The sequence below is a fragment of the Hydrogenophaga sp. 2FB genome (assembly GCF_005503365.1).
Lineage (GTDB): Bacteria > Pseudomonadota > Gammaproteobacteria > Burkholderiales > Burkholderiaceae_C > Hydrogenophaga.
In genome coordinates, this window is record NZ_SCML01000009.1 from 58264 (window position 1) to 76239 (window position 17976).

The window sequence follows — 17976 nt, forward strand, 5'->3', positions numbered from 1 at the left end:
CTCATGTCCTTCAGTGAAAATCGCGCATCCGCGCGACGAGTTCGGGCCAGGGCGCGGCGACATAGCCGGTGGCCTCCCGGAAGCGCTCGGCGTTCAACGAACGGTCGATGGTGAGGCGGTCGTCGGGCTCGATATCGATCGTCTTGCCGTAAGCGTCGCGCACCAGTTGCAAGAGGTCGTACTTGGCGATCGGCTGCGCCGCGACGTGGTAGAGGCCAGACAGTTCAGGGTGGGGCAGCACGACATCGCGCACGACGCGCGAGAGTTCTGCCGTGGGCAGGCCCGAGAAGATGGCCTTCCGATAGCCTTTGACGGTGCCTTGTTGCGCGAGAAACCAACCCACCAGTCCGTGTGCGCTGCTCAGTTCGTGGCCAATGATGGAGGTGCGCAGTGTGACGGCATTCGGGTACGCCACTTCGCCCAGGTACTTGGAGCGGCCATACAAATCCTCCGCGTCCGACGGGTCGGACTCGCGGTAGTCGCCCTTTCGGCCATTGAAGACGCAGTCGGTGCTGATGTGCACAAAGCGCGCGCCCACCAAGCCACACAGTCGGGCCAATCGATGGGGCAGCAGGGCGTTGATAGGCAGTGCGGACAGCGGGTCGTCCGCCTGCGCCAGTTGTTTCACGAGGCCGATGCAGTTGATCACCGCCTCAGGGCGCACCTGGGCCAGCAAGGCGGTCAGTGCGTCGACGTTCTCGACATCGATGCCGGTGACGATGCGCTGCGCCAAGGCGGCGTCAAAGTGTTTCAACACGCCGGCCGAGCGGGCGGTTCCCCACGCTTCGTATGCATCCGATTGCGACAGGGTGCGCAACATGGCGTTGCCCAGCATGCCCGAGGCACCCAATACCAAAACTCTCACCGCGATTTCTCCTGTTTTTGAATGGCGTGTGTGGCCAAAAGTTCTTCGAACTGCCCCACCAGATCACTGGCCAACCGGTCCAGAGAGAAATGAGCAAGCGCATACCGGCGGGCATTTTCGCCCATTTTGGTGCGTGAATCGCTGTCCATTTGTGTCAGAACCTGCACCGCTTCGGCCAGTGCCTGGGCATCACCGGCGGCGCACGCTATGCCCGCGCCGGCTTCAGTGACCACCCGGGAGCCCTCGCCATTGAGGGAGGCAATGACAGGCCGCCCGGCGGCCAGATAGCCTTGCACCTTGCTCGGAATCGTGTACGCGAAGATCGGTTCGTCGCGCAGCGACACCAGCAGTGCCGACGCTGCCTCGTACAGCCGAGGCATGGCAGCTGGCGGAAACCGCCCGGGCAGCACCACGTTGCGCAGGTTGCGGCGCTGGATCTCGTCGTTCAGCCACGAAGAGAGACTGCCGCTGCCGATCAGGAAGAACCGGGCCTGTGATCCGGAATTCTGAAGCCGCTCGGCCGCGTCCAGGATCGTGTCAAGGGATTGCGCGACGCCGAGGTTGCCGGCGAACACGACCGAAAAGCCCGAGGCAATGTTGTTGGCCAGGGCGTCTACGTCGGCCAGCGTGTCCGAGACCGGCTCTTCGACCCATGCGTTCGGGTAGTAGTGGATGTCGGCCGCGCCCTTGGTCAGCGCGAGAATGGGTGCTCTGAACGCCTCGGAGGGCACCAGCACCCGGTCGGTGTGCCGGTAGATGAAGCGGACCACATGGGCCACGAGGCCGAGCACGCGCTGGTTTTTGATGAATCCGGTGGCTGAGAGGCTCTCGGGCCAGAGATCCTGTACCCAGAGCGCCATGGGCGCGCGCTTGAGTCGGGCGAGCCAGATGGCGGGCAAGGCCTGAAGCAGAGGAGAGGGGGCGTAGACGAACACGGCATCGAACGATCGATGGCGCAACATCCAGGGGCCGATGACGGTTCCTGCCACGATGAACGACAGATAGTTCAGCAGCAGGCGCAGCGACGATTGTTTGCCTCGCGGAGAGAGCGGCAGGCGCAGGACCTCGATGCCGTCGTAGGCGTCGCGGGCGGTGCCCCATGCCGAATGGCCGGCAAACACCTTGCCTTCCGGGTAATTGGGTTTGCCCGTCATGACCGTGACCTCCATGCCCTGGTCCCGCAGCTTCTTCGCCAGTGCGTTGATGCCGAAGGTTTCAGGCCAGAAGTATTGGGTGAAGATCAAGACCTTCATGCGATCGTCGTGGCATTTTTTTCATCGGTCGTCGTCTTGGGCTGCAAGCGCGCAATCAGTAGGCCCCAGATGAAGAAAGTGATGATGCCTGGATAGGGTTGACGCATCCCTACCTTGAGCATGTTCTCAAAGAGCAGCAGGTACAGCGCGGCCATCGTGGTGCCGAGCAGCATCGGGTTGGACAGCAAGTCTCGACGCTGTCGCCACACCCATTGGATCGTGGTGAACATCAGGATGATCAAGGGCAACATCGAGATCGCACCGAAGTTGTACAGGGCGTCGAGCCAGTAGTTGTGCGCGCTGGGGTGCCGATCCCGATCGGGCGGTGTGGCATGCCCGAGGAAAAAGGCCCTGGGCGACTCCACGACACCGCTGGCATAGAAGCGCCAGTGCGTCGCGCGGGTTTCGCCGCCCGCCGTTGCGGTGGTCTCTGCCCGTGCCAGGTAGGGGGCCAGTTTGTTGCGCCATTGCAAGGTGTCGCGTGGTCCATCGGCATTGCTCAGCGACCGTGACAACACGCCGGCCTCGGAAAGAACCACATAGGAAATCGCGCAAATCGCCGCCAGCCCGAGCGTGGCCATGGTTCGGCGGCTGATGCGAATTTTGCGTAGGTGGGTTGCCGCGAAGCCTGCCAAGCAGAACGACGCACCCAGCAGTGCTCCCCAGGACAGCGATGCCACGATGTAGAGCATGGCGACCGGCAACAGAATCCCCAACGCGACGCGGTATTTCAAACCGAGGTTCCACAGCGACTGGCTCGCCAGCATCAGCAGTGCCACGATGATCATCGGCACATACTGCAAATGCTGGTAGATGCTGAAGAAGAACACCTTGGGATACAGCAGCGTGTAGCCCTGAAGCCAGGTCGCGAGCAATTGGGCGGGCAGGACCAGCAGCAGGACCCACAGCGCGGCGCGTTCAAACGGCGGCGCAGAGGTCGAGGCGCCATACATCTGTCCCAGCACCAGGCCAAACATGGGCAGCAGAAACTGCGCCAGCAGGATGAGTTTGGCGCCTTCGTACGCGTTGTTGCCCTGCGTGATCGTGAGCGAGGTCATCACGAAAAGCAGCGCCGTGAAGAACAGCGTCGCCAGTGTCCTCGCGGCACCCGCGTAGTTGCCCAGCAGCGCGATCCCTGCGAACAAGGCCAGAATCGACAGCGGTAGTGGCAACTTCAGAATGCTGCCGCCTGCATCGAACACATAGGCAGCGTCGCGAAACAGCCCGCCCTTGATCTGGAAGAAGACCGGGATCAGCAACAGGAAGCCGATGCCCATCAGCATCGGCTGCAAGTGGGTGGAGGACGCACCCTTGCGCTGCCACCCCACACCCGACAGGAAGGCCAGGCTGAGACATCCGCTCAGACCGTACAGGCCGGCCAGTGCCTTCGGACCCAGCACGTAGAACACGAACGGCACGCAGGTGGCGATCAACACATTGGCCAACAGATCGGGGCCGAACACGTTTTCTCCTCCGGTCTGCTGGATCAGACGCGTGCGCAGGGCGGCCGCCACGCTCATGAGCGCGCCGCCTGCCATCGAAATCCCCACGGCGAGCCAGAAGTTAGGCGAGCGGCCCAGGCCGGCCAGCCAGGCGGGCTGCATCACGGCCAGAGCACTCACACCGGCGGCGATCAGCAACATGCCGAGTGGGATGACCAGCAGCCATTTCGGCAGGCCTCTGCTGCCAAAACGGTGCGCCAGCGTGGGCGCCAGCGCCTGCCCGTAGATCGTCGGGATCAGGCCGCCGATAGCAAAGGCCGTGAACAGGTCTCCAGCCACCACCTTGCCCGCGAGCAACACGATGGAGATGCGAAAGACATACACGCTGGTGCCGATGATGGCTGTGGAGCCAAAATGGGGCAGCAGGGCCTGTAACGAGAGGTGCCCCTCACCTTTGTCGAGGGAAAGCTGCGCCTGGCGCGTTGCGAGGAGTGGTGCGAGGGCCCAAGGCAGTGCACAGAGCGCAAGACTCCAATCGAGAACAAGCGGCAGCAGGCAGAGCAGAAACGAAGCACCTTCGGCCACAACGGCCTGGGTCGGGATGGCGAGCTGTTGTTTCTGCTCGTGCCGCGCAAGGCCGATCTCGCCCAGCCATTCCGAAGCCCGTCGCAGGATCAGCACCAGGGCCAGCGCAGCGCTTGCATCACCAACACCCACGCTGAGCAGATACGCAGCCGCCGAGAGCGGCAACAGCAGCCACAGGCGGGTTTGCAGCAGGCGTGCGGCTGCCGAGCCAGTGGGGTCCGCAAGAATGAGGTTGCGGCCGTTGGCGGAAAAGGCATAGAAGAGCGCGAGCGTGGCACCTTGGACGAGGCCGATGTTGGCTGCGATCTCCGAGTACCCGACAACGCCGAACACCAGGAGCAGTGCCGTCATCGAAAACGAGTTCAGCAAGGCGGCGAGGGGAAAGACGAGCAGCGCGCGCCGCGGCGCGCTACCAGAAGATTCTTTGCCAATATGCTTCATCATCGTGAGCGGCTAGCGAGCGATGCGAGGCGTGTTCATCAAACGCCGGATCGACCAGCTCGCCACGCCTATAAGCAGTACGTTCAGCAACACAGTGCCAAAGAGCAGGTGGGACTGCCCCGGAACGTATCCAAAACTCGCGTACCGAAAGGCCACGACTTGGGCAAGCAACGAGCACAGCACCCAGTTTTGCCCAGCCAGTCGATACGACAGGAACTCGAAAAGCGCGCCCACCAGCCCGAGCACAAGCAGGCCGGCGAAGACGAAGGCCATCGAGCCGGGGTAGTAAAAGAACGCGATGACACCGGGAAGTGAAACGAAATGGTGCTTGGACTTGTCGATCCCCAACTCGTTATAGGGTGAATCGATAAAGTAGCGGTCAAAAAGGCTGAGCCGACCTTCCTGAAACGTCTCCTGCCAAGCTTCTCGCCAAAGAGGCCAGCCGAGTCGGTCGGAAGACGACACCGCCATCACGCCCTCGATACCGACCCACCGATCGATGAAGAGGGGCCCCGTCATGGTCTTGGCGCTCTTGGCAAAGTCGTTGGAGTCGTAGGCGAGCGTCGCCTCCGGGGTTGCCGCCGTGGGGGGATTGTAGATCGCGCCCAGCACGCTGCTGGCGCGTAGGTAGTTGACGCAGAGCACCGACGCCGCGAACAAGACGGTGAATGCGATCGCAGCCACGGCCACGGTTCGCAGATGTAGCCGCACGCTCATGGCCAGCACGGTGCGCAGGCCACCCAGCCCCAGGGCCGCGGCATTGAGGACCATGCCACGGCTAAGCAGTGAAACATTGGACGCAAAGCACTCCAGCAACGGCGGGAAGATAGCCACCATGGACACGTTTCGCTGAAGTTCGATCTCGAACCGGATGATCAGCGCCGCCATCGAGGACAGCCCGAACTGCAGCAGCCACTTGTAGATGCCATTGAGGCCAAATGGCAACACCGTTTGCGTCACCATGCCCCGCTGGTAAATGCCCAGCCAGATGTTGCTGAGTGCGATGCCCAGCACCAACAAGCCGAATAGCACAAGACAGGTCGTGCGGTAGGCTCGGTAGAGTTCGAACAGACCTTGGCCCGTGCACGACGGCGGAGTCGCGGGGTAGCAAAACAACCGCTGCCTGATGAGGCTGGCCAACAACAGGCCACCAAAGCCCAACGAGGCCACCATCAGTGCGTGATCGAAAGCGGCGCCCGAACCGTCGAAAGCGCCAATCGATTCGTGAAATCGACCTGAAGCGAACGCCACGCGCAGCGACAGCTTCAGCCAGAAGCCAAGCCACAGGAAGATGCCGATGAAGGTGTCGAAATAGATGGCCTTCTGGCGAAAACCGATGAACAACAGAGCGTTCGCCGTCAGCGTAAACAGCGCATAGACGATCCATTGGCCTTCATAGCGGGCGCCCGCAACAAGCGCCAACCCCAGGCATGCCAAGGCAAACAGCGAGGCGAAAATTCGGATCATCGGTATTCAAGCTCCATGCGTGGTGCGGAGCAGGCGCGCTTGCTTGCGCGCTCTACTGCTGTGATGCGGGCGGATTTTACGTGGGTGGTCACTTGCGGGCGGATTGCGGTCGTGCTGTTTCGCCAATGACATCGCGCACGAAGGCTGTGCTGGAAAACATGGGTTGCGGCGCCTGCTCTTGCCGCAGGAAGCGGCTGACCGCGCGGGCGATGGATACCGGTGAGTTGGGGTTGAACGTCTCGGCAGGCGTGACGACATCGCGCACATAGTCCAGTTCGGACGCGAGTATGGGCAGGCCCAGCTGTGACGCTTCAATCAGTGGAAGCCCGAACGATTCCAGCGTCGATGGGTAGATCAACGCACGCGAGCGCCGGTAACAGCGCGCCATGTCGGTGGGGGCTACAGGACCGACATTGGTGATCCGCAGGCCGTGGCGATCCTGTGTGTGCCTCAGGTGCTCGAGCAGGTCCGCATGCCTTTTGGGCTCCAGGGTCAGGCACAGAGTGGGAAAAGAGCCTTGCTGTGCAAGAGCTTTCCACGCGTCAATCAACTGTTGGTGGTTCTTGTGCGGCTCGCCAGAAGCCACGTAGATGAAGTCGAACTCGGGAGGTTCGATCTGCCCAGACCCGGAGGATGTCTCAGAGGGAATGAACGGGAACACGCGAGCCGCGACGCCGGTCTCGCGCAGGAGTTCACCCGCCATGGAGGCGGTCTGGACATAGACGAGCATCGTTTCCATGTCCAGGCGATGAGAAAACCAAAGCCGCTCCAGCCCAATGCGCCAGCGCTCCCACAAGGAAAATGCGCGCAGATTCCGCTCACCGAAGAGATACCGGTTCTGCAGAAACACGGCCACACGCCCCTGGTTGCGAAACAAGGGGGGCAGATTGCCAAAACACAGCACCGTGTCGCCGGGCCGTGCGAGTTGCAGGATGCGCCTTTCTGCGCGCCACCGTCCCACCAAAGTGGGTGAAAAGCGTTCCAGCACGAGATCCGTCGGCACGCCCGACGTGTCCAGCCGGGTGTCGAGCAATGCCACACTGTCTCGTGCGGGGACGGCATTGAGCAAGGACAGCAGCAGGGTGCGCCCGCCGCCCAGATGAACGTTGGGTGCGTGAACGATCAGCGTCACGCTGCCACCTTGGGCCTGGCAAGGACCAGCAGGGTTTCTCCGCCCATCAGGCGTGCGCCCAGGTCGTGATGGACGGCGTAGATTGCCTGGCGCAGCAAGCCTGCCATTCGGGTCTTGAACGATCGGCGTGGGGCGTTGAGCGAAGCGCCGGTGTAGCGTGCTTCCACGATCTCGTAGCCGCATTCCTCGAGCATGGCCACGGCCAGTCCGCGCGTGAAGTAGTGCAAGTGCCCTACTTTGTGGCGCACGTGCAGCAGCGGACGCTCGCGCAGCACGCTGATGGCCGAAAGGTCGAGCGGGATGTGGAATACGGTCCAGCCGGTGCGCTCGCGCAGGCGCGCCAGGAAGGAGAAGGGATCGCCCAGGTGTTCGAGCACGTCAAGCACCATCGTGAGTTCGGGCGCAGGCTCGTCGCTGGCCAGGTAGTCGCCCAGGGTGAAGTGAATGTCGTCGGCTTGGCGTCGCGACCACAGCGCGGGTAGGCCGGGGGCGATGTCGAAGCCCCGCAATTCGGCCTGCGGCAACTGGGCGCGCAGGGCCGACAACACGCCGCCCGCGCCGCAGCCCACCTCGACTACGCTGGCAGGGGACAGGCCATGGCGCGCCAGCAGGCCCAGCACCTGGTGGGCTTTCCAGGGCGAATCGGCGCTATCCCAGTCGGGGTTCTGCCGGGCGTAATCGCCCTCGGTGTAGCGGCGGGTGACAGGGTCGTGGGTCATGGGTTTCGCGCGGACAGGCCGGAGCGCAGGGTCCACAACAAGCGGTGGCCTGCGCGGTTGAACAAGGCATTGCCGAGCAGGCGCAGGGCCCGCATGGACAGCACGCGCGACCAGGACTGCGACCAGGCCGCACGCACGGAACGGCCCGCCGCGCCCCATCGGCCCGCCCGCAGGTGCAACTGCGCGCTGATCAGGTGCGCGTGCGCCAGCGCTTGCGACCCCTGGGTCATGATGTCGGGCGCCAAGCCCGGCGTGCGCAGGAGGCCTTCGATGATGGCGACGGGTTCGGCAGCGCGCTGCGGCGTGGTGGGCGCGAACGACTGGGAGTCGTCGTGCACCCGGAAACCGGCGAGCGGTCGCTCGATGCGGATGAAGTGCCCATGCAGTCCCAGGCGCAGCCAGAAATCGTAGTCTGGCATTTGCCGCAGCGCCGGGTTCCACGGCCCAGTCGCGTCGTACGCGTCTCGGCGGAAGAAGGCGCCCGGGCCGGGCGGGCACACGACGTCGACGAACATGGCGCGGTAGTCATAGGGCGGCGCCTGCACCTGCCTCACCGGGCGCGACTGCGGGTCGAGCAGGTGGTAGTCGCAATAGGTCGCCACGGCGTCGGGATCGGCCTGCAAGGCCGCCACCGCTGCGCTCACCGCGCCCGGCGCCAGGGTGTCGTCGGCGCTGAGGTAGCCAAGGATCGAGCCCTTGGCCATGGACCAGCCCTTCTCCAGCGTGCGGGCCTGTCCGATGTTGGCGTGTCTCTCGCGCAAGAAGTCGCCGTCCACGCGCGCCAGTACATCGGGCGTGTGGTCGGTCGAGCCGTCGTCCAGCACGATCAGCTCCAAAGGCGAGTGATCCTGCGCCAGCACGCTGCGGATCGCCTCGGCCAAATAGTTGCCGTGGTTGTAGGCCGGGATGACGATCGAGACCAGAGGGGCGGGCAGGTTCATTTCGAGGCTCCGTGCGGCAGGACTTTCCATTCGCCAGGACGGGTTTCGATGCATTGTGGTGGCTGTGCGTCGGCCGCCGGCGGCACCACATACACCACGATATCGCCTAGTTTGACCAAGTGGCGCACAGGTTCGCGCGCCCGCAACAGGCGCTCCTCCAACTCGCCGTGCGAGCTGCGCTCCACCACCATGTAGCGAAAGCCGCCCGCCTGCAGGGCGGCCAACACGTCGTCGGCTTCGGCCACGCTCTTCTTTTCGGCCCGACTGGCCTGGCACTGCAACTGGTCCGATCGTAGCCAGTAGCCGTAGTACGCGGCCATCATGACGCGCTCGCCGGGCCGCCCCTCAGTGGCCAGGGCTGACAGGGCTCTGCAGGATCCGCTGGCCTTGAGGCAGCGTTCGGCCCGGTCGGTCATCAGCAGGAGCAGGTTGTGCGGGCCCGAGCGAACCGTGCTGACGGTCCAATAGAGCGCCAGCGCCAGCAGGCCCCAGGCGCCCAGGCGCAGCCACCAGCGCCGATCGGCCAGCGCTGCCTCAGCCGTCAGCGCCGCCAGGGGCGCGAACAACATGAGCGTGGCGAGGATATAGCGCGGCGCGAGTACCGAGGGCCGAATGAGCACCCAGGCCAGGGTGGACAGCACGGCGGCCAGCGTCACCGCAGTCACGGGACTGTCGAGCAGTCGTTTGTCGGTGGCGCCTCGCCGCAGCACGAACCAAGCCAGTACCGGCAGGCCCAACAGCAGCATCGAAACGCCACCACCTTGCATGGGGTACTCGCCAAACACCAGAGCGTAAGGGTAGGTCAGCAGGATCTCTCGAGTCACCTCGGGGCTGTGCCAGACCTGGTTCAGCCAGGAGCCGACCTCACCCATGCCGAGGAAGGGTGCCAGCGGCGCGCCATACAGCACCCCGTTCTTGAGGAACTGGGGCAGCCAGGCCAGCACCGCCCAGGCGCCCAGCACAAGGGCGGTGCGCATGAGGTCGCGGGTGCCGTACGCCTGGCCCCGGCCACGGTGCTGCCAGACCAGCAGAACCAGCATGGCCATCCCCAGCGTGATCACGTACGAGAATTTGGCGACCGTGGCGCTGCCAGCCATCAAACCCGCCCAGGCCAGGGCGAGCCTGCGATCATCTGTCGGCGCATCGCGCAGCAGCCAGTACAAGGCGGCCAGGGCGAAGGCGGCGCCGAACAGGTCCACCTTGCCGTCGAACACATACAGCGTGAAGCTCGACGAAGAGATCAGGATGATCCAGGCCACCCAGCGCGCCACCAGGCCACCGCCGCAGCGGCCGACGATGCCCGAGAGGAACACGCCGCAGGTCAGCGCCACCGGCCAGACCAGGAACTTGGCGGCGGCCGTGCCCTGCCAGCGCATCAGCACGGCGTAGTGCAGTTCCGCCGGCAGGCTGATGCTGGAAAACGGCTCGTAGGTGCCGCGCATGGGCTCCAGCACGCCGCTGCTGGCCATGATCATGGCGTAGGCGAGGTAGAAGGCTTCGGCATCGCCCGTGGGCGGCATGGTGAGGGCGGCCGGGGCCAGGCACAGGAAAAACAGCACCACCACTGCGGCCAGGCAGCGCATCGGCCAGTTCAGGTGCCAGATGCTGCCCCAGGCGTTGCGCAGCATGGCCAGGCCCCGCGCGGCGCTTGGGCGGCTTGCGATCAGCGCCAGCCAGCCCAGGCCCAGCACGGCACCGACCGGCACGGGGCGCAATTGGCCCATGAGGCCCAGCACGGTGAACACCGCGGTGAAGACCATCAGGCCCGCCAGGAATTGCGTGGCGAGGTCCACCCAGGCGTCCGAGGTGGGCGCCGGCCGGGCGGGAGCGCGATGGTCCAGGGCCCATTGAATGGCGCGGCCTGCCCCCAAGCAGGCCAGGGCGTGTGCGGTGGTGACCGGTACAGCCAGCATCAGCGTGGCCAGGGTGACAGTGGGGTGGGCGTTCATGTCTTGTCGTCTGGGCAGTGCGCGGACGCGATATCCTGCGCCCCGATGGCGCGCGGCGATGGCGCAGCCGGTCGCGCCAGGAAGCACAGCGCGCCGATCAGCGTGGATCCGAGCAGGGTGGCCAGGTGCAGCAGGACGACGAAAGCCAGTGCCTGGGCGCCGTGCACCTGCAGCATGCCCAGGGCCGCCACGCCGAAGAACTCGTAGGTACCCACGAAACCCGGTGACGCCGGGACCATGGTGCCGATGGCGATCAGCAACAAGACGAAAAGGGCGTTGCCGGGCGCCAGGTCGAGCCCGATGGCGCGTGCGATGAGCCACACCAACGCCACTTCCAGCACCCAGATCACAACCGTGAGTGCCAGGAACCCGGTGAAGTGTTTCAGGCGAAAGCCACCGGCGATCCCGTCAAGTGCCGATGCGAGGATGTTCTGCACCCGAGTCGCCGCCTGGATCGGGAGGCGCTGAAGCAGCCGTCGGTGCAGCCACGGAATGAGGCGTTTGCCCAGGAGGTGGGCAGCGGCTAGCAAGGACATTGCCAATACCGTGATCGCGGTCACCGCCAGGCCTGCTTGCTTGAGCCACTCGGGAATGGCGGGGTAAGAGAGCAGCACAACCGACAACAACGCGAGCATGAAGGCGAGGTCCGCGGTGCGCTCGACCACGAGTGTGGCAAAGACCTTGGTGCGCGACATCTGCTCAGTGCGGCCCAGTTCAAGGGCGCGCGCCACGTCGCCGGCCCTGGCGGGCAGCACATTGTTCAGCAGGTAGCCAATCATCAGTGCGCGAAATCCAGGCCACCAGTGCACCGGTGGTTCATGTTCCACCACGAGCCGCCAGCGTTGAGTTCGCAGCGCGAACGAGGCAATCAGGATCAGCGGCAATGGCAAGAGGATCGTGAGGTCTGCGCGTGCCAGTGTCCTGGCCACCTCGCTGAGGTCGAAGTTGCTCAACAGCCAGCCGATGGCGATCAGGCTCACGGCGAGACCTATGAGTGTCAGAGCGTGCTGTCGCCAGCGGTTCATCTTGCGGCTCGCCCATCAACGAGGCGGGTCAGCAGCGCGCTCATGTCTCGAGCCACCTTCGGCCAATTCATATGCTCCTGCACGAAGCGCCGTCCGCCGAGGCCTACGCGGCGCCGGTGCGTCTCGTCGGTCAGCAAGGGGCGCAACCGTTCCGCGATGACCTCAGGCGTGTTGTCGATGCATTGCACGAGGTGCTCTCCGTCGATCAAGGTCGCCGTACCGAGCAGATCGAGTGGGGTGTTGACCACCGTGGGAACCGCCAGCAGCATGGCCTCGATGGTGGCCGTGCCCATGCCCACGTAACGACCCGTCAGGGACGAGTACAGCAGGTCGGCGGCTTTCATGTGGGCGAGTACCTCTTCATGGGGGCACTCCCCGAGAAACTCGACACGCTCGCCCAGGCCGAGACTGTGCGCGAGCCGGCGCGCCTCGTCGTAGTACACATGGCCCACGATGCGCAGCCTCAAAGCCGGGAAGTCTGGAGCGAGCAGGGCAAAGGCCTTGACCAGCGGTACGAAGCTGCGCTGTTCGCTGACGGCCCCCACACCAAGAATCACGTTGCGCGCTCGGTGGTCGCTCTCGTGCGCCAGAAGCGCCATGCTGTCGCCGGCCACACCGTAGTTGACGATAGCGGTCTTGCGCAGCACGCGTTCGCCCTGTACGTCCGCCAGGTACTGGCGAATCTGCGTGTCCCACGCGACGACCGCATCACAGAACGGAAACACCGCGTGGCCGCAGATCCATCGATCGAGTCGATTCAGGATGCGGTCACGGCGCGGATTGAGCGATTGCAGCTGCGTGCCCACAGAGCAGACCAGGGGCGCCTTGACGCACCAGGCCGCGAATGCGGCCGGTAACGCGATGTCCAGATAGTGGTTCACCAGCAGTACCGCGTCGGCCTCGAACTTGCGGGCGATGCGTGCCAGACGCCACCAGTTGAGTGGATTGAATGCGCAAAGCTGGTAGTGCTTGAAGAAGCCCGCCAGCGGCAACCGCCACGCCGGCAGACGGTGCACCGTGAGTTCGTCTTCTTTGGTGCTCGACAAGGTTGAGCCCAGTGTCACCACTTCGACGACATGACCTTGCCGCTGCAACTCCGCCGCCAGGCTCTGGGTGTAGAACGCGGTACCGGTGCGCATGGGCGGAAACATGCCGCCCACCAGCAGGATGTTCATGTGCCTGACCTTTGAACACGTGCAGGCACGCCCGCCACCACGGCCCCTGGAGCCACGTTTTGCACCACGGCACTGCCCAGCCCCACCAGTGCACCGTCGCCAATGCGAATGTTTTCGCGCACGTTGCAGCCGCAGCCCAGGTAGGCTGCCCGGCCCACGTGCACCCGGCCCGAAAGGTTGACGCCGCTGGCGAGGATGCCGAAATCCTCGACACACACATCGTGGTTCAGCACGCAGTTGGCCAGTACGGTGACGTGGCGGCCCAGGCGCACCTGCGCCAGCAACACCACGTTGGGGTACAAGATGCAGCCTTCCCCGAGATCGGCGCTGCTGGCCACGACGGCGCGTGGGTGCACCAGGCTTTCAAAAGGAAGCCCTGCCAGGCCTTTGGCCTGCAACAAAGCCTCGCGGCGCGCGTTGCTGCGCGGGCTGCCCAGGCAGTCGACCAAACGGCCGTTGCCCAGCAGCTGCGGCGCGTCGCTCAGGCCGCCGAGCACCGGCACGCCGAATTGCTGCGAGCCCGGCGTCAGAGCATCGTCGAGCAGGCCGCGCACGCGGTAGCGCGGGGCCTCGCGGTTGATGTCGTCGACGATGGCGAGCACGTCGGCACTGGTGCCGCCGCCACCCACCAGCACGAGCTCGATCAGAGCGTCAGATGGCATTGCTGCGGTACCAGTCGGCCGTCCGGCGAATGCCTTCCTCCAGGTCGACCTTGGCCTTGAACCCCAGCACCTCGGCGGCTTTGCGGGTCTCGGGGATGCGCAGCTCGATGTCGGCCGACAGCGGTGGCTTGAACACGATCTCGGACTGCGAGCCCAGCACGCGGCACACCGCTTCGGCGAGACCGAAGATGGTGGTGACCGCGCGCGCATTGCCCACGTTGAAGGATTCGCCGATGGCCTTGGGATGTTCCAGTGCGAGCATCAGGGCGTCGACCATGTCGTCGACGAAGCACCAGGCGCGGATCTGCGAGCCGTCGCCATAGATGGAGATAGGCTCGTTGCGCAGCGCCTTGCGGATGAAGATCTGGATGGCGCCCTCGCCGGTCTGGCCGGGGCCATAGATGTTGAAGGGGCGCAGCGTGACAATGGGCATGTTGTGCTCGCGGAAGTAGGCATGGGCCAAGTGCTCGCCAGCAAGCTTGCTGACGGCGTACACCCAGCGCGCTTCGCCGGCGGAGCCTGCCACCGCCTGGTTCTCCTCCGTCACCCGGTAGGCCATGCTGCCGAAGACCTCTGAGGTGGAAAACTCGATTACGCGGTCCTTCACACCCGCTTCCTGTGCCGCGCGCAGCACGTTGGCGGTGCCGATCATGTTCACTTCCATGGTCTTCACGGGGGACTTGATCACGGTGTCGATGCCAGCGATGGCGGCCGCGTGCACCACGATGTCGGCATCCGTGAACACCCGTTTCACCGCCGCGGGATCGAGGATGTCGCCCTGCACCAGCGACACGTTGGGGTGCAGTGCGCCGCCGGTGTGCTGGATGGTGTTGCGCGCCAGGTTGTCGAACAGCGTGACCCGATTGCGGTCGGCCAGGCGGCCGGCCAAGGTGGAGCCGATGAAGCCGGCGCCGCCGGTGATGACGATGTGTTTTCCGATAATGGCCATTTGGTGTTCCTCTTCAGAGGGTGTTATGTCAGTCGCTTGACGGCAGCCCGCAGTCGAAGGCGGTCCTCGGGCCGCAACACAACGACGAAGGCGATGAAGGTGGCCATGATCAGCAGGGCTGATTTGCCAAGGAGTTGCAACAGGTCCCAATGAGGTGCAGCCTGGTTCCAGGCCAGCCCGGTGGTGACCAGGGCCACGGCAAGCGCCAGAGCGGCCGCGCCGCGCCGGGCGTCGAAAGGGACGCTGAAATGCACGTTGCCCCCGCCAACGAAGCCGGCGAAGACACTGGCGGCCGCGATGATAGCAGCCAGTGCAGCGCCGCTCGGACCCAGCAGGGGCACCAACGCCAGGCACAGCGCAAGGTTGAAAGCGGCTCCCGCCAGGTTGAGCAGGGCCACCCGGCCGGTGCGTTCACCCAGAAACAAGCCCGGCGCGAACACGTATAGCGCGGCCAGTATCGATGCCGCTGCAAGGATGGGCAGCACATGGCGCGCTTCATGGAACTGCGGACCCGTGGCCGCCAGCAGGATCTCGCCGGCGAACAGGCTCAGTCCTCCCAGCACGGGCAACATGCCGAAGCAATAGAAGCGGAATGCCTGTGCCAGCTGTCCGCCCATGCCTTGCTCACGCCAGGCGCGGTAGACCAGCGGCGATAGCGCGGCCTGCAGACCCACCGTAAGGATGCCCGTTACCGACGCGAACCGCGCCGCCACGCCGTACACGCCCAACGCTTCGAGGCCCAGGACGTTGCGCACCACAATTCGATCGACGAACGTGCTGCAGAACACCGCGATGCCCGAGACGACCAAGGGTAGCGAGAAGCGCAGCATGGTACGAAACGCCTTGCTGTCGGCCCGCAGGCCAAGAAGGCTACGGGCCGACCAAGCCGACACCGCCAGACCCAATGCGGCACCTGCAAGCTGGCCGCAAAACACGCCTGCTACCCCCCAATCTGCGTGGACAACCAGCGTAGCGCCAACAGAAACAGTGCCAACGGCGTATGCCAGGCTTGCGAGCAGGTAGGCGCCTGGGCGCAGAAGCCAGCGCAACAGATCCTGCAGCAGGACGAAGACGCCGTTGAGTGCCAGCGCAGCCGCGATGAGCACGATCTCGGAAGCCCCGGCCTGGCCGTCGAAAAGCCACTGACTCAGACGATCGGATGCTGCCGATGCAAGCAGGAAAAAGGCGGTGTACGCCGCCGTCGCGAAAAGGACGGCGGTCGTTGCATACCGGCGTCGGTCTTGAGGCGAAGACGAATCGGCCACATACCGGGCCATGCCCTGGGATATTTCCAGCGCGACGGTCAGGTTCACCAGTGCGCCAGCAATCGTCGCGACTTCGACCACGCCATAGTGGCCTGCCCCCAGGACGCTGGTGTAAACCGGTAGCAGGAAGATTTGCAGCCCGCGCACCAGGAGCATCGCAGCGCCATACTGCAAACTGTCGCTGGCGAGGCGTCTAAACATCCCCGGCCTCCGCCTGAGCGAAGGTGGCGAAGGCCTTCTGAAGCGCGGGCGCATGCGAAAGGCCCAGCGCACCGATGCCATGGCGGTCAATCAGGCGGCGGACGGTCGAACGGGCTTGCTCTCGCGTGAGCCCGCAGCCTTCCAGGTAGGGGCAGCTTGCCGGCGCGACCAACCACTCCGGTGGTACTTCCTGCACAAGCTGCAGCATCTTGGCCGCCACGGCCCTCTGTGACCATTGGGCCGAGACGTATTCGCGCGCCACCTCTCCGAGGCGGGCCAGCTCCTGCGGATCGGCGGCCAGATCCCGCAAGCCTTCCTCCAGTTGCTCGGGTGCGACAAATGTGGTGGGCGGTCGCCAGGACTCAGGCACTGCCTCTCCCACCAGGGCGCTGAAATAGCCGCCGACCAGAGCCGGGCAGCCGCTGGCCGCAGCCTCCGCCGCGAAGCCCGCCATTGGCGTATCGGACCAGGCCTGGTCGATCACGACATCGGCTTCACGCAGGGCGGCCATGACCTCATGGTTGGGCCGTCCGGAAATTTCCCGGTAATCGATGGGCATCCCCTCCTGCTGCAAGCGGGTGACGATGTTCCGGATGAGCGCGGTGCCCTTGCCGGCCGTCTGGGAAGGCGCATGCAAAACGACTGTCGCGGGTGTGGGCGTTTTCCGTTTGCCTGCACTGCTTTCCGGAGCGGGAAGGGGCGTGGGCAACCCGATGGCGTAGAAGTTGACATAGGACCGCGAGAGGAAGTGACCGTAGCTGGGTCCACAGACGATGACGTCCGCATAGCGCTCCAGACGCCGCAGGAAGCGCACCCGCCGAGCAACCTCTGTGGCCAGTTCGTCGAGTGCCCGGTCCGCGGTGGCGCTGTCTTGCCACTGACCATCGAGTGCCGGGCGCAGAGCGGGGAAAAACCCGTCGATGTATGGCGGGCGGGCATCGGTGCCATGAAGGGTGTAGATGACCCGCTTGCCAAGCCAGCGAAGCAGGGCCAATTCACGCAGGGCAAAGAAAGACGAGCCGGCGCCCAGAATGAAAACATCAAAGCGGCACATCGCCCAGACCAGCAGCGCCGAGCGAGAAGCGATGACGTTCGTCAGGGCAACTGCGCTGCGAAGGCGGGACGTGTCTGCCGCGACGGCCCGGCGAGCGACAGCGCGCCGCGACCAGGCCACGATCCAGGGGACCGGGCCCGCTTCATAGCCGAACTGATGGGCATGGACGGATACGTGCACGGCGTCTGCACCGAGCTCCAGCAGCCCCAGCCTAAGTCGAGAGAAATAGCCTGACACCTCGGTAATGCCGAGGAAGATGCGTGGTGAGCGAGCTCTGCCGCGCTTCACGCCAGACCTATGACTCTTGCTGGCGTGCCCCACGCGCGCGAGCCCGCAGGGATGTCCGAGTTCACCAGGCTGTTTGCGCCGATCACGCAGCCGTCGCCGATGCGCACACCTTTGCTGACGACAACGTTCGGACCCAGGTAGCAGCGGCTACCGATGGACACCGGTGCCCGCTCAGCTGGCGCCGTTCCCCCGCTCAGCGCCCACGCGACGGTGTCATGGCTGTAGATCTGGACGCCCGCACTGATCGAACAGAATGCGCCAATGTCCAGACCACCCGATCCGTCCAGGACGGTGAAGGGGCCGATCCACGTTTTCTCGCCGATGCGGACCTGACCGAGCACCAGCGCACTGTCGTAGATGCTGGCGCCTGGACCGAAGCCGAGGCTGGCGGCGCGTTCCCATCGGTCGACGATGTAGTCGCCGAACGGCAGCGAGCGTTGCCACTCGGTCAGCACCTTGCGAGCCTGCTCGGCGTGGAGTTGCCTGAGTGCGACAAGCAAGTTGTCCAGCGCGAGGTCCGGGGACTTGTCGGGGTCCATGGAATCGTCCATTTACCGCTCCTT

Annotated in this window: 15 protein-coding genes; all 15 read right to left on the bottom strand. The window is 64.7% G+C overall.

The genetic code is table 11. The features are described 5' to 3' along the window. Positions 1-10: 10 nt before the first annotated feature. Positions 11-865, bottom strand: a complete 855-nt coding sequence (locus FFS09_RS07585; RefSeq protein ID WP_137918265.1) for a dTDP-4-dehydrorhamnose reductase family protein — start codon at positions 863-865, stop codon at positions 11-13. Next, entirely contained in the window at positions 862-2118 is a 1257-nt protein-coding gene (locus FFS09_RS07590; RefSeq protein ID WP_137918266.1) for a glycosyltransferase family 4 protein, read from the bottom strand. Before FFS09_RS07590 ends, FFS09_RS07585 begins: the two co-directional genes overlap by 4 nt. After that, positions 2115-4589 (bottom strand): O-antigen ligase family protein, encoded by a 2475-nt coding sequence (locus FFS09_RS07595; RefSeq protein WP_137918267.1) that lies wholly within the window; start codon positions 4587-4589, stop codon positions 2115-2117. Before FFS09_RS07595 ends, FFS09_RS07590 begins: the two co-directional genes overlap by 4 nt. Positions 4590-4598: 9 nt before the next feature. Beyond that, positions 4599-6053 carry a hypothetical protein gene (locus tag FFS09_RS07600; RefSeq protein WP_137918268.1) on the bottom strand — a complete coding sequence of 485 codons (1455 nt, stop codon included), beginning with the start codon at positions 6051-6053 and terminating at the stop codon, positions 4599-4601. An 88-nt stretch (positions 6054-6141) separates the two neighbouring features. Beyond that, on the bottom strand, positions 6142-7185 hold the full coding sequence (locus FFS09_RS07605; protein ID WP_171019910.1) for a glycosyltransferase: 1044 nt from the start codon (positions 7183-7185) through the stop codon (positions 6142-6144). Further along, entirely contained in the window at positions 7182-7904 is a 723-nt protein-coding gene (locus FFS09_RS07610) for a class I SAM-dependent methyltransferase (protein WP_171019911.1), read from the bottom strand. Before FFS09_RS07610 ends, FFS09_RS07605 begins: the two co-directional genes overlap by 4 nt. Continuing rightward, positions 7901-8845, bottom strand: a complete 945-nt coding sequence (locus FFS09_RS07615) for a glycosyltransferase (protein ID WP_171019912.1) — start codon at positions 8843-8845, stop codon at positions 7901-7903. The genes FFS09_RS07610 and FFS09_RS07615 overlap by 4 nt, the downstream gene beginning before the upstream one ends. Next, positions 8842-10794 carry a hypothetical protein gene (locus FFS09_RS07620; RefSeq protein WP_137918272.1) on the bottom strand — a complete coding sequence of 651 codons (1953 nt, stop codon included), beginning with the start codon at positions 10792-10794 and terminating at the stop codon, positions 8842-8844. The genes FFS09_RS07615 and FFS09_RS07620 overlap by 4 nt, the downstream gene beginning before the upstream one ends. After that, complete coding sequence (locus FFS09_RS07625) at positions 10791-11819, bottom strand: lysylphosphatidylglycerol synthase transmembrane domain-containing protein (RefSeq protein WP_137918273.1); 1029 nt, start codon at positions 11817-11819, stop codon at positions 10791-10793. Before FFS09_RS07625 ends, FFS09_RS07620 begins: the two co-directional genes overlap by 4 nt. Continuing rightward, positions 11816-12994 carry a glycosyltransferase family 4 protein gene (locus tag FFS09_RS07630; RefSeq protein ID WP_137918274.1) on the bottom strand — a complete coding sequence of 393 codons (1179 nt, stop codon included), beginning with the start codon at positions 12992-12994 and terminating at the stop codon, positions 11816-11818. The genes FFS09_RS07625 and FFS09_RS07630 overlap by 4 nt, the downstream gene beginning before the upstream one ends. Continuing rightward, positions 12991-13656: an LbetaH domain-containing protein gene (locus FFS09_RS07635; protein ID WP_137918275.1), complete on the bottom strand. Its 666-nt coding sequence runs from the start codon at positions 13654-13656 to the stop codon at positions 12991-12993. The genes FFS09_RS07630 and FFS09_RS07635 overlap by 4 nt, the downstream gene beginning before the upstream one ends. Continuing rightward, positions 13646-14605: an NAD-dependent epimerase/dehydratase family protein gene (locus FFS09_RS07640; protein WP_137918276.1), complete on the bottom strand. Its 960-nt coding sequence runs from the start codon at positions 14603-14605 to the stop codon at positions 13646-13648. The genes FFS09_RS07635 and FFS09_RS07640 overlap by 11 nt, the downstream gene beginning before the upstream one ends. Before the next feature lie 23 nt (positions 14606-14628). Beyond that, complete coding sequence (locus FFS09_RS07645) at positions 14629-16071, bottom strand: lipopolysaccharide biosynthesis protein (RefSeq protein WP_171019914.1); 1443 nt, start codon at positions 16069-16071, stop codon at positions 14629-14631. Continuing rightward, on the bottom strand, positions 16064-17413 hold the full coding sequence (locus FFS09_RS07650; protein WP_137918278.1) for a glycosyltransferase: 1350 nt from the start codon (positions 17411-17413) through the stop codon (positions 16064-16066). The genes FFS09_RS07645 and FFS09_RS07650 overlap by 8 nt, the downstream gene beginning before the upstream one ends. After that, positions 17410-17964, bottom strand: coding sequence for an acyltransferase (locus tag FFS09_RS07655; protein ID WP_252374278.1), 555 nt, complete (start codon positions 17962-17964; stop codon positions 17410-17412). The genes FFS09_RS07650 and FFS09_RS07655 overlap by 4 nt, the downstream gene beginning before the upstream one ends. Positions 17965-17976: the final 12 nt, after the last annotated feature.

Excerpts from the sequence above, each read along its gene's own strand:
- FFS09_RS07590 (WP_137918266.1), bottom strand. The coding sequence starts at position 2,118 with ATGAAGGTCTTGATCTTCACCCAATACTTCTGGCCTGAAACCTTCGGC.
- FFS09_RS07595 (WP_137918267.1), bottom strand. The coding sequence starts at position 4,589 with ATGATGAAGCATATTGGCAAAGAATCTTCTGGTAGCGCGCCGCGGCGC.
- FFS09_RS07600 (WP_137918268.1), bottom strand. The coding sequence starts at position 6,053 with ATGATCCGAATTTTCGCCTCGCTGTTTGCCTTGGCATGCCTGGGGTTG.
- FFS09_RS07610 (WP_171019911.1), bottom strand. The coding sequence starts at position 7,904 with ATGACCCACGACCCTGTCACCCGCCGCTACACCGAGGGCGATTACGCC.
- FFS09_RS07615 (WP_171019912.1), bottom strand. The coding sequence starts at position 8,845 with ATGAACCTGCCCGCCCCTCTGGTCTCGATCGTCATCCCGGCCTACAAC.
- FFS09_RS07620 (WP_137918272.1), bottom strand. The coding sequence starts at position 10,794 with ATGAACGCCCACCCCACTGTCACCCTGGCCACGCTGATGCTGGCTGTA.
- FFS09_RS07625 (WP_137918273.1), bottom strand. The coding sequence starts at position 11,819 with ATGAACCGCTGGCGACAGCACGCTCTGACACTCATAGGTCTCGCCGTG.
- FFS09_RS07630 (WP_137918274.1), bottom strand. The coding sequence starts at position 12,994 with ATGAACATCCTGCTGGTGGGCGGCATGTTTCCGCCCATGCGCACCGGT.
- FFS09_RS07635 (WP_137918275.1), bottom strand. The coding sequence starts at position 13,656 with ATGCCATCTGACGCTCTGATCGAGCTCGTGCTGGTGGGTGGCGGCGGC.
- FFS09_RS07640 (WP_137918276.1), bottom strand. The coding sequence starts at position 14,605 with ATGGCCATTATCGGAAAACACATCGTCATCACCGGCGGCGCCGGCTTC.
- FFS09_RS07645 (WP_171019914.1), bottom strand. The coding sequence starts at position 16,071 with ATGTTTAGACGCCTCGCCAGCGACAGTTTGCAGTATGGCGCTGCGATG.
- FFS09_RS07655 (WP_252374278.1), bottom strand. The coding sequence starts at position 17,964 with ATGGACGATTCCATGGACCCCGACAAGTCCCCGGACCTCGCGCTGGAC.